Annotated in this window: 23 protein-coding genes and 1 pseudogene; 16 read left to right on the top strand and 8 right to left on the bottom strand. The window is 39.5% G+C overall.

Annotated elements, in window-relative coordinates; genetic code table 11:
- Window positions 1-213 precede the first annotated feature (213 nt).
- Window positions 214-295: pseudogene (locus tag WKT12_RS01245) on the bottom strand.
- A gap of 1,005 nt (window positions 296-1,300) precedes the next feature.
- Here WKT12_RS01245 and WKT12_RS01240 point away from each other — a divergent pair.
- The 14 genes from WKT12_RS01240 to WKT12_RS01175 all read left to right on the top strand — a co-directional run bounded on the left by WKT12_RS01240 (window position 1,301) and on the right by WKT12_RS01175 (window position 16,939).
- Complete coding sequence (locus WKT12_RS01240; RefSeq protein WP_340318554.1) at window positions 1,301-2,197, top strand: AraC family transcriptional regulator; 897 nt, start codon at window positions 1,301-1,303, stop codon at window positions 2,195-2,197.
- A gap of 140 nt (window positions 2,198-2,337) precedes the next feature.
- Complete coding sequence (locus tag WKT12_RS01235) at window positions 2,338-3,474, top strand: N-acetyltransferase (RefSeq protein ID WP_340318553.1); 1,137 nt, start codon at window positions 2,338-2,340, stop codon at window positions 3,472-3,474.
- 16 nt (window positions 3,475-3,490) lie between these two features.
- A complete protein-coding gene (locus tag WKT12_RS01230; protein WP_340318552.1) occupies window positions 3,491-4,711 on the top strand; it encodes a beta-ketoacyl-[acyl-carrier-protein] synthase family protein in 1,221 nt (406 codons plus the stop codon).
- A 40-nt stretch (window positions 4,712-4,751) separates the two neighbouring features.
- Complete coding sequence (locus tag WKT12_RS01225; protein ID WP_021970064.1) at window positions 4,752-5,003, top strand: acyl carrier protein; 252 nt, start codon at window positions 4,752-4,754, stop codon at window positions 5,001-5,003.
- The gene (locus WKT12_RS01220) at window positions 4,966-5,421 is read left to right on the top strand and encodes a beta-hydroxyacyl-ACP dehydratase (protein WP_340318551.1); all 456 of its coding nucleotides are present in this window, start codon (window positions 4,966-4,968) and stop codon (window positions 5,419-5,421) included. Before WKT12_RS01225 ends, WKT12_RS01220 begins: the two co-directional genes overlap by 38 nt.
- Window positions 5,422-5,462: 41 nt before the next feature.
- Window positions 5,463-5,801 (top strand): beta-hydroxyacyl-ACP dehydratase, encoded by a 339-nt coding sequence (locus tag WKT12_RS01215; protein WP_340318550.1) that lies wholly within the window; start codon window positions 5,463-5,465, stop codon window positions 5,799-5,801.
- The gene (locus WKT12_RS01210; protein ID WP_340318549.1) at window positions 5,798-8,287 is read left to right on the top strand and encodes an MMPL family transporter; all 2,490 of its coding nucleotides are present in this window, start codon (window positions 5,798-5,800) and stop codon (window positions 8,285-8,287) included. Before WKT12_RS01215 ends, WKT12_RS01210 begins: the two co-directional genes overlap by 4 nt.
- Window positions 8,284-9,750, top strand: coding sequence for a phytoene desaturase family protein (locus WKT12_RS01205; protein WP_340318548.1), 1,467 nt, complete (start codon window positions 8,284-8,286; stop codon window positions 9,748-9,750). Before WKT12_RS01210 ends, WKT12_RS01205 begins: the two co-directional genes overlap by 4 nt.
- Window positions 9,751-9,758: 8 nt before the next feature.
- Entirely contained in the window at window positions 9,759-10,487 is a 729-nt protein-coding gene (gene fabG, locus WKT12_RS01200; protein ID WP_340318547.1) for a 3-oxoacyl-ACP reductase FabG, read from the top strand.
- Between the two features lie 23 nt (window positions 10,488-10,510).
- Window positions 10,511-11,077, top strand: coding sequence for an outer membrane lipoprotein carrier protein LolA (locus WKT12_RS01195; RefSeq protein WP_340318546.1), 567 nt, complete (start codon window positions 10,511-10,513; stop codon window positions 11,075-11,077).
- A 1-nt stretch (window position 11,078) separates the two neighbouring features.
- The gene (locus WKT12_RS01190) at window positions 11,079-11,507 is read left to right on the top strand and encodes an acyl-CoA thioesterase (protein WP_021970071.1); all 429 of its coding nucleotides are present in this window, start codon (window positions 11,079-11,081) and stop codon (window positions 11,505-11,507) included.
- A gap of 100 nt (window positions 11,508-11,607) precedes the next feature.
- Window positions 11,608-14,169, top strand: coding sequence for a DUF5686 and carboxypeptidase-like regulatory domain-containing protein (locus WKT12_RS01185; protein WP_340318545.1), 2,562 nt, complete (start codon window positions 11,608-11,610; stop codon window positions 14,167-14,169).
- Window positions 14,170-14,326: 157 nt separating this feature from the next.
- Entirely contained in the window at window positions 14,327-14,548 is a 222-nt protein-coding gene (locus WKT12_RS01180; protein WP_340318544.1) for a hypothetical protein, read from the top strand.
- 117 nt (window positions 14,549-14,665) lie between these two features.
- A complete protein-coding gene (locus tag WKT12_RS01175) occupies window positions 14,666-16,939 on the top strand; it encodes an outer membrane beta-barrel family protein (protein ID WP_340318543.1) in 2,274 nt (757 codons plus the stop codon).
- A 227-nt stretch (window positions 16,940-17,166) separates the two neighbouring features.
- Here WKT12_RS01175 and WKT12_RS01170 read toward each other — a convergent pair whose 3' ends face one another.
- The 7 genes from WKT12_RS01170 to WKT12_RS01140 all read right to left on the bottom strand — a co-directional run bounded on the left by WKT12_RS01170 (window position 17,167) and on the right by WKT12_RS01140 (window position 23,573).
- On the bottom strand, window positions 17,167-17,940 hold the full coding sequence (locus tag WKT12_RS01170; protein WP_340318542.1) for a hypothetical protein: 774 nt from the start codon (window positions 17,938-17,940) through the stop codon (window positions 17,167-17,169).
- Window positions 17,941-18,140: 200 nt separating this feature from the next.
- Window positions 18,141-18,587, bottom strand: coding sequence for a GNAT family N-acetyltransferase (locus tag WKT12_RS01165; protein WP_340318541.1), 447 nt, complete (start codon window positions 18,585-18,587; stop codon window positions 18,141-18,143).
- 144 nt (window positions 18,588-18,731) lie between these two features.
- Window positions 18,732-19,619, bottom strand: a complete 888-nt coding sequence (locus WKT12_RS01160; protein ID WP_340318540.1) for a DUF4377 domain-containing protein — start codon at window positions 19,617-19,619, stop codon at window positions 18,732-18,734.
- Between the two features lie 30 nt (window positions 19,620-19,649).
- Complete coding sequence (locus WKT12_RS01155; RefSeq protein ID WP_340318539.1) at window positions 19,650-20,816, bottom strand: clostripain-related cysteine peptidase; 1,167 nt, start codon at window positions 20,814-20,816, stop codon at window positions 19,650-19,652.
- A 338-nt stretch (window positions 20,817-21,154) separates the two neighbouring features.
- The gene (locus WKT12_RS01150; protein WP_340318538.1) at window positions 21,155-21,631 is read right to left on the bottom strand and encodes a hypothetical protein; all 477 of its coding nucleotides are present in this window, start codon (window positions 21,629-21,631) and stop codon (window positions 21,155-21,157) included.
- A 252-nt stretch (window positions 21,632-21,883) separates the two neighbouring features.
- Entirely contained in the window at window positions 21,884-23,161 is a 1,278-nt protein-coding gene (locus WKT12_RS01145) for a M56 family metallopeptidase (RefSeq protein ID WP_340318537.1), read from the bottom strand.
- 46 nt (window positions 23,162-23,207) lie between these two features.
- Window positions 23,208-23,573, bottom strand: coding sequence for a BlaI/MecI/CopY family transcriptional regulator (locus tag WKT12_RS01140; RefSeq protein WP_340318536.1), 366 nt, complete (start codon window positions 23,571-23,573; stop codon window positions 23,208-23,210).
- A 278-nt stretch (window positions 23,574-23,851) separates the two neighbouring features.
- Here WKT12_RS01140 and WKT12_RS01135 point away from each other — a divergent pair, with 278 nt between their 5' ends.
- Both WKT12_RS01135 and WKT12_RS01130 read left to right on the top strand, forming a co-directional pair.
- A complete protein-coding gene (locus WKT12_RS01135) occupies window positions 23,852-24,670 on the top strand; it encodes a hypothetical protein (protein ID WP_021970075.1) in 819 nt (272 codons plus the stop codon).
- Between the two features lie 47 nt (window positions 24,671-24,717).
- Window positions 24,718-25,683 carry a hypothetical protein gene (locus WKT12_RS01130; protein ID WP_340318535.1) on the top strand — a complete coding sequence of 322 codons (966 nt, stop codon included), beginning with the start codon at window positions 24,718-24,720 and terminating at the stop codon, window positions 25,681-25,683.
- Window position 25,684: the final 1 nt, after the last annotated feature.

Below are 25,684 nucleotides of genomic sequence, written 5' to 3'. Positions count from 1 at the left end.
TATAAATCGGTAAACAGATAAAAAGAACAAGATTATATAAGAAGACATACCTTTGACACACAACCATATTCTTTCTATGGACAAACTCATTAGGTCCAATACTATATTAAGCCACCGTAAATAATTTTTAATCATAACTCAAGCTCCCGGACTTTCACCGGGAGCGTTCACCTTAAACCAAATACCTATAAAAACGCAAATTCACAAAAGTATTGGGGCAGAACCCGGACTCGAACCGGAGACCATACAGGGAAGCGAATTTTATCCTGCTGTTCTACCTGCTGAACTATTCTGCATCATTTCTACACGCACACACACGTTTTCACCGTAAAAATACGCATTATCATCCAAATAAACACTATAAATCAGCAACTTACATTAATTTTACAACATAATCAATGAGAAAATATATAATACTATCTATATCAAAATACAGATTAAAACGCACTAATATCACACACAAAAAGTAATCTCCTACCAAATACACGACTTAAAACCAGTTAAAAAGGTATCCCCAACTTTTTATTTTGCGCGTAAAATAAATAAAAAAGGGTATCCCCAACTGGTATCCCCAAAGGTATCCCCAACCCCTTTTTTAACATTTAAGAAAGAGATTCTGAAACCGTTTGTTTTTCCCGTCTAAATGGGTACTTAAACAGATTTCTAAACACATAAACAGGCATAAAAAAAGGCCGAAATAAGCCTTTACAGCCTATTCCAGCCCCGTTTAGGTGATATTTATAGGGTGATGTAACAAAAACGCATTTAAAGCCCGCGTTTAGGCCGTTTAGATGTAAAGCCGATGTAAAGTAATGTCACATTTCGTTTTGCGTTTGCATGAAAGCCCGTATTCGTTTAACTCGTTGATAAACAAACCACAACAACTTTTTACCGCCGTTCTATCTTACACAATTCGTTCTGATGCCCGTACATTTTCATCAAAAAAGTTTCTGATAAGTCTTTTGTCATGGTTTTAAAAGTCTTTTTTTCTGCATTGTATATCCCCAAACAAGTAATACCTGTTTTGTAAATTGTGATTGATGGCTGTTGGTGACATCGGCTGTAAATGTAATGATGTGTAAGTGATATATTCCCTTTTTATCTTAATTATTAGCTGTTTAAAGTTTTTACGTGTAAGGCGAAAACAGACTTTTAATCATTCATTATATTGATTTTTCCTATAAAATGTTCTGTTTATTCCATGGAGGAAATTCGAAAACTAAAACAGAAAAACAAAACACTACATCCTAAATTCCGCTTTTTATTTTTGTACGAAAATTAAGTCGAAAATGCTTTTGATATGGAAAACTTGAATGTAGAAATACTCTCTTCGGCGGAAACACTATACATGAAAAACGACGTACTCCTGATAGACACATTGAAGTATATACAGGGCAAAACTGTAAAAATAGAGAACAGCTGGATTATAGGATTTTGTTTAAGGGGAAAAGGTAGTTTCAGATTGAACAACAAAATATATCATGTACTTCCTAATGATATGGGAATATGTTTTCCGAATGTCATTGTCAGCCCTAATATGCTCAGTCCCGATTTTGAATGGAGAGTCATTGTCGTTTCTTCTCGAATCATAGATATGATATGTGCATTTACCACTTCGGAAAGCTGGAGCCTGATACAGGCTATAGAAAAATGTCCGGTTTGGCATCTCCATTCTCAAAAGATAAAGATGTTCCTTTTGTACTATGATCTTTTAAAAACGTACCTGAATTTTCACGGTGTATACCGCTATAAGAAGGAACGGCTATTGGCACTGCTTCATGCGTTTAGTTATGATCTGTATCAGACGCTGCTTTATCTTTCTCCTGATTTGCAGTGCGGCAATAAGCCGGAGCATTATTTGTTTCCGGAATTTCTTAAAATATTGAGTGAATCATATCCGTGCAACAGGAAGGTTTCCTATTATGCCAATCTGCTTAATACTACTCCAAAATATTTGACATATGTGTGTAAGCAGCAGTGTGGAAAGACTGCTTCTGAAATCATTAACCAGCGTATGGTGAAAGATATAATAAGGTTATTACAGGATTCCAAAAAGAACATCAAGGAAATTTCAAACGAATTGGACTTTCCAAGCCTCTCTTTTTTTGGAACGTATGTAAAACACCACCTGAAAATGTCGCCTAAGGCATATAGAAACAAGCAGTTTCAAGAAGATAAACGAGGCAGGGACAGGTGAAATCTGCCGGGGAGTGTGATTCCCAAAAGCTGGTATAGAAAGACGGATTTGTCTATGAATGACGTCTGGGCCTGAAGTTGTGGCCGGAAGATATCCGTTGTTATAGACAGATTGATAACGTAAAAGAATGGTACTGTGTTATGAATGAAATCGATATAAGAAAAGTTTCTACAAAAAAAGATTTGAGAGATTTTGTACAACTTCCGTATAAGTTGTATGCGGGTAATTCCTGCTATGTTCCCGATCTTGAGTCGGATATCTACAATGTGTTCAACCCTTCGCAAAATTCAGGATTGGAATTTACGGACATTATGCCGTTTATGGCGTACGATGCACAAGGAAATGCCGTTGGTCGCATTGTAGGTATCATCAATCATCGGGCAAATCAAAAATGGAATACACGTAATGTACGTTTTGGACTTATCGAATTTGTAGACGACAGGAGGGTATCTGCCGCGTTACTTTCTGCTGTGGAAACATGGGGCAAGGAACATGGGATGGAACAGATACAAGGTCCGATGGGAATATTCGACTTTGATAAGGAAGGTATGCTGGTAGAAGATTTCGACCAGCTGAGTTCCATGATTACCATTTATAATCCTCCTTATTATCCTGCCCATCTGGAAGCGTTGGGTTATGAGAAAGAAGTAGACTGGATTCAGGTATGTATCGAAATTCCCAAAGAAGTTCCGGAAAAGTACGCACGTGTGGCAAGGCTTTCGAAAGAAATGTTTGGCCTGACCGTCCGTAAACTGACTCATGCAGATATCTATAAGAGAGGATACGGAAGAAAGGTTTTTGAACTGTTGAATCAGGCATATGCTCCTTTGTTCGGTTATACAGAGTTGTCGGACAGGCAGATAGACGAATATGTGAATCGTTATCTGCCTTTGATTGACAAACGTCTTATCCCTGTTGTAGAGAATGATAAAGGAGAAATTGTAGGCGTTGCAATTACTATGGGAAGCCTTTCCCATGCCTTGCAGAAAGCAAAAGGCCGGTTGTTCCCTTTCGGGTGGTATCATTTGCTGAAAGCCTTGAAATGGAAGAGGGAGGAAAAGGTAGATATGCTGCTTATCGCCGTACGGCCCGATTATCAGGGACTTGGAGTGAATGCCCTGTTTTTCGATGATCTGATTCCCATCTATAACCAATATCATTTCCGCTATGCCGAAACCGGACCTCAGTTGGAAGATAACGTGAAGGAACTTTCGCAGTGGGGGCCGTTGCATCCTGCTTATACAAAGCGAAGAAGGTGTTACAAGAAAAAATTATAAAATTAACGATAACAATATGGAAAGAAGAGTTGTGATTACAGGTATGGGAATTTGGTCATGCCTGGGTAATTCACTTGCCGACGTATGCCATGCGCTATACGCCGGGAAAAGCGGCATTATATTTAGTCAGGAGCGTAAGGATGCGGGATTTCGTTCCGCCTTATGTGCCTCAATACAGCGGCCTGACCTGAAGCCGTTTGTTTCAAGAAATTTTCGTCAGTTTATGCCCGAAGAAGCTCAATATGCTTACATGGCTACACGGGCTGCGTTGGAGCACGCCCAGCTTGACCAGGATTATATAGACTGCCATGAAATCGGACTTATTTATGGCAACGATTCTGTAGCCGAGGCAACGATGCGTTCGCTGGATAATTTCCGTGAATACAAGGATACGGCTGCATGTGGAAGCGGAGCTATTTTTCAGTCTATGAATTCTACGGTAACCATGAATCTGGCTTGTCTGTTCCGGTTGAGAGGAATTAATCTGACATCTTCGGCTGCATGCGCTTCCGGTTCGCAGGCTGTAGGACTGGCTTATCTGTTGATTCGCGACGGATTGCAGGATTGTATTGTATGCGGTGGAGCACAGGAAGCCAACCTTTACGGAGTAGCCGCTTTCGATGGCATTCAGTCGTTTTCCGTTCGTGAAGACGAACCGTCGAAAGCCAGCCGGCCGTTTGATGTGGACCGTGACGGATTGGTACCCGGGGGCGGAGCTGCAACGCTCGTTGTAGAAAGTTACGAGTGTGCCGTCAAGCGGGGAGCACCTATTCTGGCCGAGATCGTAAGCTGGGGATTTTCCGGTAATGGAAATCATATATCTACTCCCAATGTAGATGGGCCGGCACGTTCTCTTGAGCTTTGTCTGCAACATGGTGGAATTGATCCGCGTCAGATAGGTTATGTTAATGCTCATGCTACTTCTACGCGTATCGGGGATGCTCGTGAAGCGCAGGCTATTGCTCGTGTTTTTGGTGATTATCGGGTACCGGTAACCTCTACCAAGAGTCAGACCGGACATGAAATGTGGATGGCGGGAGCCAGTGAGCTGATTTATTCAATACTGATGATGAAAAGTGGTTTCATCGCGGGAAATATCAATTTTGAACGTCCGGACGAGGATACTGCTTGTCTGAATATCTTGCCTGAAACGCGTGAAATCGGATTCAACATGTTCCTGTCTAATTCTTTTGGGTTTGGTGGTACAAACTCCACTCTGATAGTAAAAAATATATAACTAAATAATATATAACCGTAATAATAAAATAATACTGATTATGACACGTAATGACATTATTGAAAAAGTAAACGCATTATTATCTGAAGAATTTGAAGTAGAATCTGCACTCTTTAGCCCTGATGCTAACGTGCGCGATACACTATCGTTGGACAGCTTGAGTCTGGTGGATCTGGTGGCTCTTATCCAGCACACATATAAGATTAAGATTCCGGTAGCCGACTTGCGGAATATCAAGACGTTTAACGATTTGTATGACTATATTGAATCTCATCTATCTGCAAATGAATAACTACGACATTGAGCAGCTGATTCCTCAACGTTCACCTTTTAAGATGGTCGATAAACTGTTGAGCGTGAATGGAGAAACGGCTGTTACTCTTCTTCTTATTCTGCCGGATAATTATTTTTTAGAATCTGATGGAACGTTGGCAGAAGCCGGAGTGATTGAGCATATTGCTCAGTCTGCTTCGGCACTTGCCGGTTATCTGGTTCGCGAAGAAGGTGCTTCGTATGTTCCGGTAGGTTATATTGGTGAGATTCGTAACTTTCATTGTTATCGTTCTGCGTGTGTGGGAGAAACTCTGAAGACCACTGTGACGCGTGAAGAAGTAGTTGGCGACATTGCCTGCATAACGGGCGAGTCATGGGTATCGGATGAACGCATTGCAGAACTTCAGATGAAAATATATATCACTCCTAACACTTAAAAAATCTGTACAAGATGCTTCTCGAAAACAAGTATTATCAAATGGAAGATGCAACAGTCTGCGGAATGAAAGGTACGTTCCGCATCCGTCTGTTGCCCGATTGCGATATCTATCGTGGTCATTTCCCCGGTCATCCAGTTTGTCCGGGTGTCTGCCATATCGAAACCATAAAGGAATGTGCCATGCGCCTGATGGGGAAGAAAATGTCTATTCATACTATCAGGCAATGCCGTTTTCTTTCGGTTGCAACCCCTTCCGTATGTTCGGAGGTAAATGTTACGATGGATATCTGTCCGGTGGAAGAAGGATTTAAGGTAACAGCCCGAATAGCTGATGATACGAGAGTTTATGCTGATTTTAAAGGAATAATGACGGTATGACAGAATTTTGTATAAAGGTCTATCACTATTTTCGCAACCATCGTGCGGTTTGCTGGATTTCTATGATTATCTGGTTCGTATGTTGCGGTTTCTTCGCCTTTCAAATTCATTTGGAAGAAGATATAAATAAGTTGCTTCCGGCTTCTACCAACGAAGATGGAAGTACCAAGCTGGCTTTTGCTAATCTGAAAATAAAGGATAAGACTTTCTTGCTTTTTGAGGGGAAAAATGGAGCTTCTGTGGCACACATTGTAGAAACATGTGATGCTTTTGTTGATTCTCTGTTGCGTAAGGATGCTGTATCGGATTCCTCGTCCCGGACATTGGAGGATATTTTTTATTGTTTGCCGGATGAATTGTTGCCTGATGCCATTGATTATTTGGAAACTCATTTGCCTGCTTACATTGATACAAGCTTTTATGCTGGACTCGATACAATGCTGACCACTTCTCATCTGGAGCGGCAGATGGAAGAGAACCGCAGGGATCTGAGTTCTTCTTTTGGCAGTATGTATCCCGAATTAATACAAGTAGATCCTTTGGGACTGCGCAAGGAACTGATGTCCCGCTTCAAGCCTTTGGTAGAAGGAGGTGGAAGTGGCTATAAAATTATTGATGGACATTTCTTCGTGCCCGATTCTACAGTGTGTGTAGCTTTCCTTACTCCCCGCTATTCGGCAACGAATACAGGGCAGGGATCAGCTTTATTCCAGATGCTGAATGAGCAGATAGAGGCATTCTCTACTTCTGTTCCTGATGTAAAGATATGTTATCATGGAACTCCGGCAAGCGGCTTTTATAACGCATCGCAAATAAAGTCTGATTTGAAGACGACAATTGCCGGAGCTATGATACTGGTATTGCTGTTTATTTTATTTTGCTTCCGCAATTATGATACATTACCTCTTTTATTGCTGCCGCTGGTTTTTGGCGTATTGTTCGGACTGGCAGGTATGTATTTTATCAGAGGTGAGTTCTCTTTGCTTGCGCTTGGAATAGGAGCTGTTGTACTGGGTGTAGCCTTCAGTTATGTACTTCATGTGCTGACGCATTATAAATTTGTCAACAATCCGGAACAGATGTTGCGTGATCAGGTACGGCCTGTCTGCTTGGGGTGCATTACGACTATCGGTTCTTTTATGGGACTTGTTTTTGTGCAAACAGAATTGCTGAGAGATTTCGGCTTGTTCGCTTCACTAAGTATTGTCGGTACTACGGCGTTTTGTCTTTTATATTTACCTCAGTTTCTTAATCCTGCTGCAAATAAAATCAATAAGCGGGCATTCTTGTTTATTGAAAAAATAAATGCTTTCCCCTTCGATCGCAGTAAACCACTTATTGCTGTATTGCTAATTATTACAGTGGTATGTATTGCATTTTATATAAAGGGAGGAACCCGGTTCGATGCTGATATGCATGATCTCGGCTATAAATCGGAAATTACTTCCTATTCGGAAAATTTACTGCGGAATAAAACTTATACAGGCGATAAGCAAAAGTATTTTGCAAGTTCCGGGCATACGATGGAAGAGGCGATTCATCGTTTTGAGGGATTAAATAGCAAGTTGGATTCTTTGCAAAAAGAGGGATTGGTAAAGAGCTACACCCATACCGGGATGCTTTTTGTCCCGCTTGACGTACAGCAGCAACGTATTGATGCATGGAAGAACTTTTGGACGAGCCAGCGTTTGCAGCTTGTACGGAAGTTGATAGAGGAAACGGCTCCCCAGGCAGGATTACGTCCGGAGGCATTTCAGCCTTTCTTTGACTGGGTGACAGCCGACTATAAACCGGATGCGCTTTACAAGGCTGGAATTATTCCACAAGGTTACTTGTCGACCTTGATGGAGCAGTCATACAATGGCGAGTATCTTTGCTTTACGTCTGTCAGATGTGCCAATGACTCCATAAGAAGCAGTCACAGTGATTATCACCGGATTTGTGATGCCGTAGCTTCCTTGCCTCATTTGCTGGTACTTGATACGTATTATTATACTACAGATACTCTTACCCAGCTGAATAAGGATTTCAATCTGTTGCAATGGCTTTCCATGCTTTTTGTATTTGTCATTTTGTTGTTAAATTTTCACGGGAATATTCGTTATGCCTTACTGGGCTTTATGCCTATATTACTGAGCTGGTTTATCGTATTGGGCGCCATGGTTATCTTCGACAAGCAGTTTAATCTCATTAATGTGGTCATATCTACGTTTATTTTTGGAATAGGAGTAGATTACAGCATATTTATCATGAGCGGACTTTTAGATAAAGGGCAGAATCCGGATTTATTGAAATATCATAAGACTGCTATCTTTTTCAGTGCAGTTATCCTGATTATTACTGTCGGCTCCATGCTGTTTGCCAAACATCCGGCCATTTCTTCAGTTGGCTTCTGTACTTTGGTAGGACTGATTTCTTCGGTAGTCTTATCGTATGTTGTGCAGCCCGCCGTATTCAGAATAATTCAAAAAAGAAAACAGCAATGAAGTACGATGTAATTATTATTGGAAGCGGACTGGGCGGACTGGCGTGTGCTCACATTTTGTCGAAAGCAGGCAAAAGTGTGCTGGTACTCGAAAAAGAAGCACAACCGGGAGGTTGCCTTCAGAGCTATAAGCGTAACGGATTTACATTCGATACAGGCTTTCATTATGTAGGAGGACTTGAAGAGGGACAATCTCTGTATGCAGCGTTTAAGATGCTTGGACTGGAAAATCTTCCTTGGGAAAAAATGGATGAAGCTTTTGACAGAATACAAATTGGCAACCAGAATTTTTCCTTTTTGCAGGGATATGAAAACTTTATGGAGAACCTGCAAGAACGCTTTCCGGCTGAGAAGGAGGCTCTGGCACAATATATCCATTTACTTAAACAGACAAAGCAAGAACAGATAAGCCTGTTAAAGTCGGATCAGGCTTCATCATCTTTTGCTCTTTTTGAAACCGGCGCATGGCACTATCTGGTAAAAACATTTCATAATCCACTGCTGGTTGATGTGCTGAGTGCAACTTCGCTGAAGTTGGAGTTGCGGAAGGATTCCTTGCCGTTGTTTACTTTTTTGCATGGAAACGCCAGTTTTATTGAGAGTAGCTGGCGTTTAAAAGGTCCGGGTTCTCTTATTGTTGATTCCTTAATAGGGGATATCCGTAAACAGGGTGGCGATATAATCTGTCGGGCTGCCGTAGAAGAACTGGTTGAGAAAGATGGAAAAGTAGTCTGTGCCCGTTGTTCGGACGGACAAGTTTATGAAGCAGAATGTTTTATCAGCGACGTACATCCCGCCGTAACCTGTAGCTGGATAAAGCAAAGTAAGGTTATGAGAGGCATTTACCTTAAGCGTATCGGAGCCTTGGATAACACGTTTGGCATGCTTACTGTTTCCTTGGCTGTTAAGCCTCAGCAGATAAAATACTTTAACTGGAATCAGTATATCTATAAACAAAGTGATGTATGGACTTTTTATCAGGATAATCCGTCTGTAGACAGACTTCTGATAACGGCCCGTCTGCCGGAAGATGGCGGTGAATATTTGCGGCAAATAGACTTGCTAACTCCAATGTCATGGGATAAATGTTCTCGATGGGCACAAACTTCCGTCGGACATCGGGGAGAAGAATACATTGAAATGAAGCGACGGCTGGCAGCGGAGTGTATCAGACTGGCCGAACATTTTATTCCTGAGCTCGGAAAGATGGTTGAACAATTTTATGTCAGCACTCCGTTGACTTACCGTGATTATACGGGAACTCCGGAAGGTTCGGCTTATGGCATACGGAAAGATTACCACAATCCGATGATGACTGTACTTTCGCCGCGGACTCCTCTGCATAATTTGTTGCTTACAGGGCAGAATTTAGTGTTGCACGGAATACATGGGGTAACGATGACTGCCATGTATACTTGTGCTGAGATACTTGGAAAAGAATATATGTATAACCAATTAAAATAATTGTTTTTATGAAATATGCATTAGTAACCGGAGGCAGCCGGGGAATAGGGCGTGCCGTGTGTGTAAAGCTGGCGTGTATGGGCTATTACGTAATCGTGAATTGTGTCAATAATTTACCGGAAGCTCTGAAGACGTTAGAATTGATAAGAGTAGCAGGACAGGACGGGGAAATTATGATGTTCGATGTGAGTAACGGCGAACAAGTCCGAAAAACAATTGGCGAGTGGCAGGATGCTCATCCAGACTGTTACATTGAAGTGCTGGTAAACAATGCCGGCATCAGACGAGATAATATACTCGCGCTTATGCCGGAAGAGAATTGGGATCAGGTACTTGATATTACTCTCAAAGGTTTTTACAATGTCACTCAGCAGCTTTTACAACCTATGATGCGACGTAAATATGGACGTATTGTCAACATGGCAAGTGTCAGTGGTCTGAGTGGCATACAGGGACAGACAAACTATTCGGCTGCCAAAGGAGGTTTGATAGCAGCAACCAAGGCGCTGGCTAAAGAAGTGGCTTGTAAAAATATTACCGTCAATGCAGTAGCTCCAGGTTTTATCAAAACAGATATGGTAGATGGGCTGGATGAAGAAGCATTACGGAAAACTATACCTGCCAATCGCTTTGGTACACCGGAAGAAGTGGCTGAAGTTGTAGGTTTCCTTGTTTCGAATGTAGCGGGGTATATAACCGGAGATGTCATATCTGTCAATGGAGGACTGTACGCATGAGCAGGGGAATTTACAAATACATCATGTGGCAGATAGTTTTTATCTTTTTTACTACAGAACTGTCTGCTCAATCTGGCATAACGACATTGCTTGCCAATGTTACACGTACCAGCCATAACGTACTTATTGCAAAAGATGTTGTTACTTCTGGGCACTTTTATTTTCAGCAGCCCGATAAGATATGCATGATTTTCAGTGATAATAAGGACATGCTGCTAATGAATGGCAGTACTTATATCATGATGGAAAACGGAAAGAAAAATGTGGCAAAAGGTAAAATGCAGGAACTGTTTGGCACGTTACAAAAAGTCTTGCAGGCTGTTGTTTGTCAGACATCTTTACCGGAAGTCGCTGAGAACTCAACTATTCAGGTGAAACAAGAAGGAGAAATTATCCAGATAACTCCGGTGCTGGATGCAAAAGCCAAAAGGCGCATGCCGTTTACTTCGTTTGTAATAACTCTTGATGCTCATAGTCATAAGTTGAAAACTTTACGCATGAACGAGAGGGGCGAAAATTATGTTTTGTATACGCTGTCAGACTATGCGGTAAACAGTCATTTTAATACAGTGGTCTTTAATGTGAACTGAAATGAAAGAACTTGAAGATGTTTGTTGCGTACAAGTGAGGTTTAGTGAGATTGATTCCATGCGTAGGGTATGGCATGGAACATACCTCACTTATTTTGAAGATGGAAGAGAATCTTTTGGTCGTCATTATCCGGGTATTGGTTATGCTGACATGCAGCGTGCCGGAATTTATGCGCCTGTGTATGAGGTAAAGGTAAGGTATTACGCACCTCTTTTCATTAATGACAAAGTAGAAATCCATACACATTATGTGTATAAACTGGGGGCAAGGCTGGATTATACTTATCAGGTATATCGTGACAGTGACCATACATTATGTGCCGAAGGAAGTACGATTCAGTTATTTATTGATCCTCAGGGAAACTTGATGACCGAACTTCCTGCTTACTATCAGGCGTGGCAGCAGAAATATCTGATGTTGGATGAGTGATATATATATGATTATGTTTGATGTACGGGGGTATTTCCATTAGAAGCTGTGCCGATAATTATTTCAGGTTATAAATAGAAATATGATTTGTAAATGCATCATGAATAAGAGAATCTATTGTTTATTTCTTCTGCTTTTGTTTCTGTCCGGCTTGTACGGACAGAATATTACTGTAAAAGGTATTGTAACCGATTCGATAACAGGCGAAGCACTGCCATATGCTGAGTTGTTTATTCAAGGAAGTACATTGGGGACCACAACAAATGATAAGGGACAGTTTTCCTTAAATGTCCCGGCAGGGGAAAAAACATTGGTCGTTTCCTATTTGGGATATGAGTCATATAAGATGAAGCTGGTTCCGGGAAAAATGTCGTACCTGTCAATTTCCTTATCACCCAGTGGGGTTTATCTTAAGGAAGTGGTGGTTAAGCCCCAGAGGGAAAAATATGAGAAGAAAGATAATCCTGCAGTCCGGTTTGTCCGGAATATAATTGAACGAAAAAATCTTAACAGTCCCTATTCGCAAGATTATTTCAGCTATGAACATTATGAGAAGATTCTTTTTGCAATGAACGATTATACGCCCAAACCTTCTAAGCCCAACAAGAAAAATAAATTCAGCTTTGTAGAAGAGTTTGTAGATACATTGACCGATGGAACTACTATTTTGCCTGTATCTGAAAAAGAATTGGTTGAAACGGTGTATTATCGTAAGCATCCAAAGTCGGAAAAGCATGTAGTGGAGGGCAGCCAGTCGTCGGGCGTAGACGAAATGTTTTCACGGGATGGAGTCCGGCAGTTCCTGGGAGAAGCTTTCCATGAAGTAGATATATTTAAAAATGACGTACAATTGTTTTTACAGCGATTTGTTAGTCCGCTTTCTGCTATCGGTCCTAATTATTACAAATATTATTTACTCGATACATTGGATATAGCTGGACAACCTTGTGCTGATTTAGGGTTCGTTCCTTTCAATTCGGAAACCTTTGGATTTACCGGACATCTGTATGTAGCACTTGATTCAACCTATTTTGTCAAGAAGGTTATACTAAACGTACCGAAAGACATCAATCTGAATTTCGTTTCACATATGACGATTGAGCAGACTTTTGAACGTACGGCAGACAGTACCCGTCTGATGACCAAAGATGATATTAAAGTAAATTTTAAGTTGAGCGAGAAATCGAAAGGAATGTATGCAAGGAGGTTGAGTATTTATCGCAACCATTCGTTTCATGCACCTGATACAAAAACAGCTAAGGTCTTTCAGGAAAGCGCACCCACTATTGTCAGTGCAGATGCTTACAGGCAATCGGACAATTACTGGAAAATGGTTCGACCTGTGGAAGCTGTACGGAAGAATCCGAATTCTGTAAGCAACTTAATGGCAAAATTGCGTTCGGTCCCAGTCTTTTATTTTACGGAAAAGGTAATAAGTGTTCTGGTATCAGGATATATTCCTACAAATAAAGAGCCCTCCAAAAATAAATTCGATTTAGGCCCAATGAACTCTACGCTTAATGGGAATACAATTGAGGGAGCACGTTTCCGAGTGGGTGGAGGAACAACTCCGGTACTTAGTAAAAGATGGTTTGGGGATGGCTATTTAGCTTATGGCACCAAAGACCGTAAAATTAAATATGATGCTCTGTTGGAATATTCTTTTAACGACCGTAAAGATTACAGGCTGGAGTATCCGATTCATTCCATTCGTATGGAATATATGTATGACCTGAATAAACTGGGGCAACAGTACATGTATACAAGTAAGGATAATATGATGCTGGCTATTCGTCGTAAGAAAGACAAGTTTGCTACTTATTTGCGAAAGGCTGAACTTACTTATACGCGGGAACATTATAATGGAATATCTTACGAAGCTATTATCCGTAATCAGCGGGAATATGCTACTCCGTTTGCCGAGTTTAACAGGTTTGAAGCTGACGGTTCTTTGAGTCCTGTCAATCATTATGACCTTACAGCATTAGAACTGCGGTTCCGTTACGGGAAAGATGAAAAGTATTATCAAACCCGGACTCAACGTATTCCTATTACTTACGATGCATTGATATTCAACTTGAGTCATATAATGGCTAAAAAGGGATTGCTGGGATCTTCTTATGATTTTCAGCGAACTGATATTGGCATACAAAAACGCTTCTGGTTCTCTGCATTTGGTTATATAGATTTTATTGTTAAGGCAGGAAAGGTATGGAGCAAGGTGCCATATCCTTTGTTGATACTTCCTAATGCCAATTTAACTTATACCATACAACCTGAAGCCTATACTAATATGAATGCTTTGGAATTTTTGAATGATGAGTATGCTTCATGGGATTTGACATACTATATGAATGGAAATTTGCTGAACCGGATTCCTCTGGTCAAGAAACTTAAATGGAGAGAAGTATTTACGTTCAGAGGGCTGTGGGGAAATCTGACAGACAAGAATAATCCTATGGCTGCTTTAAATAAGGAAGGGTTATACCAATTCCCTGAAGGTTCTTTTCTGATGGGAAAAGCACCTTACATGGAAGCTGGGGTAGGAATTGAAAATATTTTCAAGTTCTTACGGATTGATTATGTCTGGAGATTAAATTATAGAAATCATCCGGACATCCAGAAGTCAGGAATACGTATGACAATGAGATTATCCTTTTAAGATCGTCTTATTGACTATCGTTGTGTTTATTGCCTTTTCAAATTACATGTATTTTCTGCTTTCTTAAAAAAAGAAAAATTGTAAGCTTGTCTGATATAATCTTATACATTTGTAGTGGGGATTTTTTAGATAAACATCCATTTAAATGTATAGGACTATGAAGATACGATCTTTTCTGATATTAACAGCCAGTCTGTTCCTTTTCACCGGTTGTTACACTTCAAAGAAAGTCAGCAGATTCAGCTCTGATACCATCACTTTAGGTACGAATAAAAGGAATTTTATAAAGGCATACGGAGAGCCTTTCAATAAAGATATTTCTTACACCGATGACAACCGGCAGGAAGAAAAGTTTTTCTACAAAGAAGAGTTTGTATAAAGGTGCATGGTTTATCGTAACAACCGCTTTTACTTTTGTCGACGGAAAACTGGTAAAGCAGGAAACCGTGAAAGAAGAGAGGCTGTTTTTAGGAAACGATTGTAAGAAATAGATGTAATGAAATCAAAACGATCAATCGGCTTATCGCTATTCATAGCATTGCCTGTTTATGCCTTTAGTCAGGTAATAGGAAAAATAATAAACACGAGTAACCAGCCGGTGGACGGTGCTACCATTGTTATGCAGCTTCCGGATTCAACCTATCTGGGGGCAGCTATCTCTGCGGCCGACGGTACATTCAGGCTTGAACCGGAGCCGGAAAAGTATCAGCTCATTGTTCAGCATCTGCTTTATCAGACCAAGCAGGTAAAGGGGCAGGCGCGTGATGCCGGTACTATTACGCTGGAACCGAAAGACTATAATCTGGAGGAAGTGGTAATAAAGGGAGAAAGACCGCTGGTTAAAGTAGAAGACGGACGGCTGGGCTATGACCTTTCGGTACTTTCGGAGAGACAGGTTGTAAACAACACATACGAAGCTATATCCAAACTGCCGGGAGTACAAGAGAGTAACGGCGCGCTTTCTCTTGCCGGAGCAAGTTCCCTTACCATTATACTAAACGGTAAGCCTACCACCATGACAGCGGACCAACTGGAAACATTGTTGCGCAATACACCGGTGGATCGTGTAGAGAAAGCAGAAGTCGTGTATAGTGCTCCTCCTGAATTTCATGTACGTGGAGCTGCTATCAATGTGGTGATGAAACGCTCGAATGACTATTCATTTCAGGGAGAGTTGAGTACCTATTATCAGAACAGGTATTTTAGCAGTGGTGGTGCAAACGGGAATTTCCGTTTGTCCATACCTAAAGTAACTTTGGATGTAATGTATGGAGCCGACAATGTCAAAATAATGGAATATACAGACCTGTTCTCCAGACATACATTGGGTGATAGGGTTTATGAAATAACTCAGAATGAAAAACTAAGTACTAAAAACTGGACACATAATGTAAGAACAGCTCTGGAGTACAACATCAATGAAAAGAATCATCTGAACGTTGCCTATACGGGAAGTTTTACTCCCGACAGATACGGCCGTAGCATAGCTGATGGAAGTTTTCAGCAGTCCACTCTCGATAAGTTTACGGAAAACAAGATGCATAACATAGCCCTGCAATACAGTTCCGGTTTCGGACTTGAACTTGGTGGTGATTATACCCATTATACATCCGATAACACTCAGGCCATGTTAACACAGCTTGCCGATAAGAGTGAGAACGCTTATACTCTGACCGGTGGGCAGCGTATTGACCGCTACTCTGTTTATGCAGACCAGAAACATAGTCTGGCAAATAACTGGGGCATAGGTTACGGCGTATCGTATCGCTATACAAATAACTATGATTTTCAGACTTATGACGATGTGACGGGTAATATAAAACCTGAAAATACTGACGCTAAGCTGGAAGAACAGACAACTAATTTTTATTTTTCGCTGAGTAAGAGTTGGGCGACCGGTACTTCGTTCTCTGTTTCTGCAACGGGAGAATATTACACGATCGGGAACTATCACAAATGGGCAGTCTATCCGCAAGCCTCACTGACATATCTGAAAAGCCCGCAACATATTTTCCAGCTATCCCTGTCAACAGATAAGACGTATCCCGGTTATTGGGATATGCAGTCTTCAGTCACCTACCTGAACGGATATTCTGAAATTCAGGGAACACCCGGTTTACGGCCTATGACAACCTATAATCTGAATGGAAACTATATATTAAAACAGAAGTATATATTTGGTCTGTTCTATAAACATACATCCGATTACTTTGCCCAGTCTCCCTATCAAGCTACCGACCGTTTGGCATTGATATACAAAAATACCAACTGGAATTATATGCGTATGATAGGCGCAAATGTCATTTTACCGTTCAGTCTTAGAAACTGGTACGATGCAAGACTTACACTTGTAGGAATGCAGGCACGGGAAAAATGTAACCAGTTCTTTGACATACCTTTCGACCGAAAGAAATGGTTATTTATCGGAACACTTGACAATACTTTCAAGATAGGCAAAAACCTTTCGTTTGAATTGACGGGTAACATACAGACACCTTTTATTCAGGGTACACTGGATCTTGCAAGTACGTTCAATCTTATTGCCGGAATGAAATGGAACTTTGCCAAGAACAAGTGTTCGCTAACAGCACGTTGCAGTGATATCTTTAATTCCAGTATGCCGAATATGAAAGTTCGCTTCAAAGGGCAGTATTTGGATATGAACAGCTCATTCTACAGCCGTACCGTATCTCTAAATTTTATATATCGTTTGGGTGGATATAAAAAGCAGGAAGTGAAGGGAGTGGATACATCACGATTCGGACACTAAAACTTATCGCTTCCGCACAGAAAAGAAAATGAATAATCAGAGTGCGGCCGAAAGTGAAATGTCGCGATTGAACATGGATAATCAATAGAAAACGCCGAATGAACAATGTCCAACGATATATGGTCTTGAATTCCTTTTGCTGGGAGTGATGATCCCCGTAATGGGGCAGCAAAAGGGAGACAAGACCTATTTCAAGCTAGGAAAAATAAAAGCGACCAAAGATAATCCTAATCGCTTGTTCCTAAAATATTCTCTGGCATATCATGATTTCCGACAACAAAATAATACTGAACTCCTGTTTCTATGTCTTTAGCATTCATGGTGGCAGGAGAGATTTCCTTTGTCTTCATGCTTTCAATCTGTTCTTGCCAATCCCATCCTAATAATATCTTTAAAGCAAAAAAGGTATTTTCACTTGTACCTGTCAGGTCATATTTATATACAGATTTATTATCAAATTTCTCATTGAAGGTTAATTCCATGTACGGTACACTATTCTCTACAATAAAATTGTAACTACCGGTCTGCTTTAAGTCTTGATCATCATCGTACAAATAGAAACTTCTTGATTCGTTGTTAATGAGGAAAAATTCATCCCCTTCATTATATGGCGATTGCATGGGATTGGCGAGTACTAAATTCAGATAGTTATCAACAATCTTTATTCTCAGTTCTATAGTCTCATTTACAATATTATCATGGACTTTTACTATTGTTTCTCCAGTCTGTTTGGGATGTATTTCTAAATTACCCATTCCCATAGGGCTAGACAAATCTACTGTTACTTCTAATATATCAGAGTTTTTCACATCTATAGTATAATCTCTGTTGCCTCCTCTTATCATGATATTCTTTGCCCCCGTTAAAGGACGTTCGTAATAGTTTTTTTCAAATGACAGGTGAAATATCTGTTTGTCATTATCGGTATCTTCTTCACAACTGATAAAGGTTAATGTAAATAGGAATAACATCAGTATTCCAAATAAATTCTTTGTTTTCATACAGCTATTATTTTTTAATACATAAAGGTACTATAAAGTATTTATGAAGAACAATATATTTCATTCAATTACAGGACTAAAAGCAGGAGATTTTTTACTTCTAAGTTTCAATCTATAAGATTTTTACTTTTGCAATTCTATTTTGAGACGGCCTCCTAATAGGGGAATTTATATATTTTACAGACTATATCTAACATGAATTATGAAAAGTCTTTTCGTAAGTATACCATGTCGGTGAGCTGTTTCCCGTCTTCATAAATAGGTTGATCATAATTGTCTATGAAGAAGTTTTTCAGTCGATGTGAGATACGAAAGCCGCAATGTTTGTAGAAAGAGAGAGCAGAAGGCGTATCTCCCGTACCGACAAACATGATAGAACATTTCCCCTGATAATATTCGAAAAGATAATCAACGAGCCGTTTCCCATATCCTTTGCGTTGGGAAGAGGGATAAACGGCTATGTTTTTTATTTCGTAGATACTTCCTTCTTCACACGTAACCACAGAGATTGCCTTAAGACCATCATCATAGAGAGCAAACATCTCACCACGTTCCAGGTATTTGTCTATCATGCTCTCTTGCTTATCTGCCAACAACAGCAAATCCAAGAATTGTTTCTTGTTAGAAGTAATAAGTCTTATTTCCATGTTACTATTTTACAGCTCTGTATCTGCTTTTGCTTTCGTTATTGTTTTCTGCTCGTCATGTACCCGGCATAGTTCACGGTATGTTTTTTACAAACTTTTTTGTAAACTGATGCCCCGGCAAGTTACCCTTTCGGAGGTTTTATTTTAGTTGATAGCAATAGTATAAGATACTACGACCGCTTTTACTCCAGCCTCGGGATATTTCCTTTTATAGTATTCCGTCAAGTCCTTATATAGATATACTATATTGGGAGTTAAATCGACAGATTTTGATTTGGCAGCAGGACCCACAAATACATCAAATGAGGGATAGCTTGTCTCATTCCCGTCTTCATCCAGAAAAGACCATACCATGAAACCATTTACTTGTCCTTCCGGTGGCAGTATCTTATACACTTCGGGAAGTTCTTCTTGAGTCTTATCGGTCCTTTTTATCAGACCAGGACCTAATGCATTGATGTCGTTTTTTATTGCAAACCATTTCGGTCCTTCACTGTTCCCATAGTATAAATAGTGATAATCCAATGGCAGAATAGAATTATTCCTCAAATCCTCTTCAATCACCTCTTTGTTATCAGCTTCTGCCGCATATCTATACTCTGGAAGGAATTTGTCTTTATAGAATACTTCCGGAATAAAGTGTTTCGGTAACCCCTCGGAATCTTTTTTCTCTTTGTATATTATTTCGAGTAAGTCATATTCCGTCCAGGCAGGTTGCCCCATGCTGTGATCCAAATAACTTGTTTCACTTATCTTTATTTTATACTCATATCCCTTTTCAAATTCAAATCCGTCAATATATCCCAAGGCTTCCCATTCTTCCGCATTTTCCTTTTTTACGGGATATACTTCTTTCAGATAATCACGTCCTTCTGACCACATTACACCCGGTTTCATTTCCGATGCCACAGTCAGAACGTATTCTTTGTAGTCCGTTATTTTTCTGCCTTCTTCGTCTTCTTTAAGACAACTCATCAAACTGCAAGCAAAGAAGAACCACATCAGTATTTCCAATAAATTCTTTGTTTTCATATTGCTTAAACTTATATTTTCTTTAAAGATTTAATGTGTATCAACATACCATGATGTTTGAGGGTAATCCACCATTTTACTGTTTGTACTTGGTTCGGAGGTCGTTATTCCTGAATATTTTTCCACTGCAATAGGCCCTCTTGATGCGGTGTAGAATTCTTCGGTATGTGTCTTGTGAGGGACAACTCTCTCCATTAGTGTTGTGAAATCATTATATACTTCTGTATCTGTACCGCATAGAGTCTGTACATAGTCGCCAAAATCATAGAATATCACAGGAGAGTAACCATCCATGCGCTGGATATGTGAAGTTTGTGTACTATCAAAAGAATAATTGGAGTGAATCTGTTTCATCAGTTCTGCTAGTTCATCGAGATAAGAACAGTCTGTTACAGCCAGTGTTCCATAAGGATATTGATAGTTGGAATAAAACTGATAAAAAGACTCGCATATTGCCTTATAGTCAGGATTCTCTGATAAGAGATATTTGCCCATTGTAGAATATGGCATACCAAAAACCATCACTTCTGTCGGACAAGCAATCATATAGTTGGTTACATGGCGCAGTTCGTAAGCAACTTCCAAAGATGACATATAGCAATCGTCAAATAGAATATACTCCATAAACAATCCGTTATTGGATAAGCTTTTGGCAAGAGTACTTATATCTGTTTGGCATTCGGCTGTTAATCCACCGAAAAAGCGTGTCATAGGAACATTCTCATAATCCCAGTGATAAACAAATTCTTCCTTTGCTTTGCTACGGCTTTGTACCACAGGCAGCCACCCCATGCCGTGACAACCGATAATCATTGAATAGCTTTCAGCTGGAGCAAATGTTTTCATATCCCTGAGGATATTAGTCAAGCCGACTTCTGTTGTAAATGGAGGATTTACATATTCTTTTAATACATTCCTTTTGCACGAACCGTTATTTAAAGTTATCTCAAACATCTCCGCTTCAGAAGAACTTGTAGATAAAAATACGATAACCCTTTCGTTGTCTAATCCATTTTCTTGTATAGCTTCTTCCATATCAGAAATGTTATTATAAAAATAGCTTGTCAGATTAGTTGACCATGGGAGATACATAAAGACGGTTCTTTGGTTATTAACTTCTAATTCAAATTCTTCTTTATCGCATGAGATAAACAAGAATATGGATAGTATAAATAACATTAGATTGTTTATCTTCATAAGACTTCGATTTTTGGATTTATAATTCAATATTTACTTTTTTCCCTTTTGTTTTTTGTTCATCACGCACATGGCAAAGTTCACGGTGTGCCTTTTCCTTATACTCCTGAAGAAATTTGATTTCGTTACGAGACATAAATCATATAAGACTATCAAGGCCTAATTCTAACAATACAAATGTAGATATTATAATTGACTTATTGGTATATAATCAACACTTATCTTTCTAACTTTACGAGAATAATATCATCGAGATTAGTGGTTTACTGCTTGCTGATATGTTCGCATTTAAGGTGACACGGCTTGTCAAATGATTGCATAGATTCAATTCAGGTGAACTATACGCCATCCTGCTCTGATATGATGGCGTTTTCTATAAAGATGTCTTTTACAGCCTGAAGTAGTTTCTCTTTTTCGAATTTCTTCAATTTGCCCGGATATTTTAAGTTCTTTAAAAAGTCTATGAATGAAAGGGCCAAATATCTAAGACATTCTTCTTTCGTAGTCAATTTAAAATAACCTTCGAAATCCACCACAAAATCTGCCGTGAGACATTTATACATTCTAACCTCAGGAGTTACCGAACCTCTATATTTCAGAGTTTTATCCTCATAGTATTTAGGACGATGTGCTTGAAAGAATTTACTGAACTTAGGTGACAAGCATATAAGCCTTATACTTATTGTTTCCACTAAATCAGAGTTAAACCCAAGTAACCCCTTTGATAGTACGCTCTTAAATGCATAGAGAGCATCATCATAGAAGCTAAAACTTGAAAGCTCCCTGGAAGTTACTATTCCTAATACTATTTCCATACTTTATTTATCAATTTGATTCAGAAACATACAAATATAGTTTTTATAATTGATTTGGAATTATAGAGATGAATTATTCTGTTACTTTGACACTCAATCATTCGCCTTAAAATTATCTATCTTATTTATGAAGGCCAAAGGTTTTTCATCTTCTATACTGAAGACGATTCATTTTATAAAATGAGTCCGCTTTAAAATCATTCTTTCACATATAACTGAAAAAACATTTTAAAGCGGACTCAACAATAGAGATTACTTAAGCTTGAACGATACAGGGATAGTGTACTTTACTCTTACAGGCTGTCCTTTCTGCATACCCGGTTTCCATTTCGGCATGGCTTTCATTACACGCAAAGCTTCTTCATCAAGGTCTGGATCAATAGAACGTACAACATTAAACTCGGTAGGAGTTCCGTCTTTTTCTACTACAAACTGAACAATGACGCGACCTTCTACTTTGCGTTCTTGTGCCGATTTGGGATACTTGATGTTCTCTTGAAGGAAAGTCATCAGTTCCTGTATTCCTCCCGGATATTCAGGCATCTGTTCTACTACATCGAGTGCTTTTTCTTCCGCAGGGCTCTCTGCTGGAGTTTCCGCTGCATCCGGACTAACTGGTGTGGCAACCTCTTCTTTTGCATCTGTCTTTTCTGATGCATCCTGCGAGCAGGAGATGTTTCCGGCAACGAGTAGAGCAAAGGCCGGAAGGGTGAACAGTGCATATTTAATATGCGCTGCACCATTTGATTTTTTCTTGTTCATCATAATGATACGTTGTTTAAGATGAGAAAAATTAAAATTATTGGATAAACCATACTTGTGATTGTATGCCAATCCAAGCAGGTGATATTGATAACTTTTAGAGGAAAATCCTGCCTCCATCACTTTCTTGTCGGCTAAGAATTCCAGATTGAGTCTGATTTCTCGCTTCATCAGCCAGGCAAAAGGATTCATCCAGCAGCAGATGCTGATTATTTCGGCAAAAAGGATATCGATGGAATGCTTTTGTTTTACGTGAGCCAATTCGTGTGTCAGGATTTCACCAATTTCATTTTCCTTTACAATGGTTGGATTTATGAAAATCCATCCAAAGAAAGAAAACGGTCCGGAAGGAGTTTTCAGGCATTTTACGCAGATACCGTTTATCATCTTCGTGGGCGTGTGTAGAATGATACGAGACAGACTGGCTACCTGAATAAAGAATCTGATGGTCAGTATTGCTACTCCAGCAAGGTATATGTATTTCATCCATTCGGACAAAATGAATACCTGATTTCCTGTTCCCGCAGCTTTACTTCCTACTACAATCTCTGGCAACACTACCGAATAGTCAAAATGAGTGAGCATAATCAGGCTATCACGACTTTCCATCCATTCCCGTATGTCGATGAGAGGCAGGATAAAAGGCAATGCAAGCGACAACATCAGGATGAATCTTCGTGAGTGGAAGAATGTATCCCGTGTACACAGCAGCTTGTACAATGCGTAAAACAGAATCAATCCGATATTGACTTGAAGAAGATATAGCATATAAAAGAAATATTAAAGTAGATATTTATTCGTGAATCCCATACTTTTATTTGTTTTCCTGCTTTTCAATCAGGTCGATAATCTCGTTGAGCTCGTCTTTGGAGATTTTCTGTTCCTTGGCAAAAAACGAAACCATCTCCTTGTAAGAGTTGGCAAAATAATTGCGCACGATGTTTCCCACGGAATTGCTGGTATATTCTTCCTGCTTTACCAATGGCGTGTACCGGTACGTATTTCCAAATCTTTCTGCTTTCAGGTATCCTTTTCGTTTCAGGTTATTCACAATCGAGGCTACTGTGGTGTAAGGAGGCTTCTGTTCGTCATAACATGTTACGATTTCTTTCACAAAACACGGTCCTAAATTCCAGATAAAGCGCATGGCTTCTTCTTCTTGATAAGTTAGCTTTTCCATATTGAATGAGTTTTATTACGAACTTTTCGCAAATCTACGAATTTATCGTAAATGCTATCTTTTCAAAGAGTTAATTATATTAAACGGGAAAATATTTCTCTATAATCATATCGTAAAGAGAGTTTGTTTCAGGGGAAATAATAAGGTTTCTGAACTTCGTGTGCCGCTCCCAGATTAGTTGGGCTGAACTTGTTTTGTTGTTAAAATAGATTAGGAGGTGGCGGCTAATCAAATTATTTCATTTATATTTGAATTAATAATTCAAACTATGAAAACTTATGAAGTGGAGAAATATTGCTCTGTTGTCTGTACTTTATTTATCATGTACGGGACTTTATGCGCAGGAACGCATAAAGAGTGATAGTCTTAAGTTTGATAAAGACAGTATGAAAGCAATTTTTGATGACGGTCTTGTTTCTCCTGATGCTGTCGGATATTCATTTGATTACAACGAAAATACAGGAAGCGATCCAATAACTGAAATACCAAAGGATCAGAAAATAGAATTTAAATTGCATAAACCTTTCTATATACCTCCTTATTATACAGATTCTTCACCCAGATTTTATGGAGATTATACGACGGGAGGACAGATTTTTCCTAATATCTATGGTAGTGGCATGCAGGAAACATTGCCCGGGCTGGGAAGGCTTAATCAGGCTTCACTTTTTTATCGTTATGACCTGAATGATTATTTTTCTATTCAGGCGGGGGTGAATGCTGTTAAGTATAATTTCCCGATGAGTGTGGGACAGTCTTTGGGAACTTTCGGAAGTATAACCTATCATCCTACAGATAGACTTCGGATAAGTGCTTTTGGCTCTTATTCGCCGGATAGCCGTTATGGCTTTAACAGAAATACGTATGGAGCTGCTGTCGGTTATGATTTTACAGACCGGTTTGGTATGGAAGTGGGTGTGCAGAGATATTACGATCCACAACGGGGATGGCAGACTATTCCGATTGTTACACCTTATTATAAATTCAATAAATTTGATTTGGGCATTGATGTGGGTGGAATACTGTATGAAATACTAAGAAGTGTCGTTATTGACAAGCGAGGTGGTTCACCGGTTATCATGCCACCCGGAAGATGAAACTGAAGAAATATACAGTTTGAAAATTAATTCTGATACTGATTGTTATGAAGAATCTATGTAAAATATTGTGGTTGGGTTTATGGGTATTTGCAGCCGGATGTAATAGTAATGTTTTTGTAGACGACTATTTACCAGAGGTACCTGTAATACAATTGTCGGAAACAGACTCTGTTGCCCGGATAGTTTTTGAATCGGACAATTGGGATATTTTGAATATATATGGGGATTATGAGAATGTATGGGAAACGATTTGTGATCTTGAGGGGAATCCCGATGGCAGGAGTTTGCCTTTAAAGAATGGCGAAAATGCCGTAATTAAGTTAGGTTACGAATATTGTGACTTCAGGGTAGAGAAGAGGAATGGCAGGGAACTCTGTATTTTCTTTGGTGATAATATGAATAGGGCAGCACTTGATGTCAAGATAGTTGTGGGTAATGAATATGAAATCAAGTCTATTCCTGTATCATTAGCTCTGACTTCGGAATATGAAGTCGACAGTATCGTGTATGATTGGGAGAGTTTATCTTATTCCGACAATCTGTTAGAGCCTGATTATTGCGTGATGATCGATAATACTCAGTCCACTCAACCTACGAGTTGGTACTTCGATCCGATGGAATCATCTTTTCCGCGTCAAATCTCTTTCAGGAATAAAGATGGTTGGAACGAAGAAAAACTGTACAAATGCTTTTTAGGAACTCCCTTGCCATTGGTTGTCGTTCCTGATTTTATAGATGGAAAACCCGTATTGAAAGATACAAAAGCGGAAGTCGGAAGTGATTTCCAGCAAATCCGCAGTGTCATCAATTCCAGCTTGGTCGGGAAGAAATATACGATTCCTCCCGGTGAGAAATGGAAAATTTCTGTCGATTATCTGATAGAGCAATATTGGATAAATTATAGATTGTACACTTCCAATCCTTTTAGCGGAAGGAAGAAAACTTTTGAAGGTGCCATTTATAGTAAACGTCCGTACGAATTTTTTATAACTCCTGAAAAGCAAGAGTAAG

Origin of the sequence: Phocaeicola sp. HCN-6420 (assembly GCF_037890145.1) — a bacterium.
Classification (GTDB): Bacteria; Bacteroidota; Bacteroidia; order Bacteroidales; family Bacteroidaceae; genus Phocaeicola.
The sequence above is the reverse complement of the archived record's forward strand: the minus strand, read 5'-3'. Positions and strand labels throughout refer to the sequence as shown.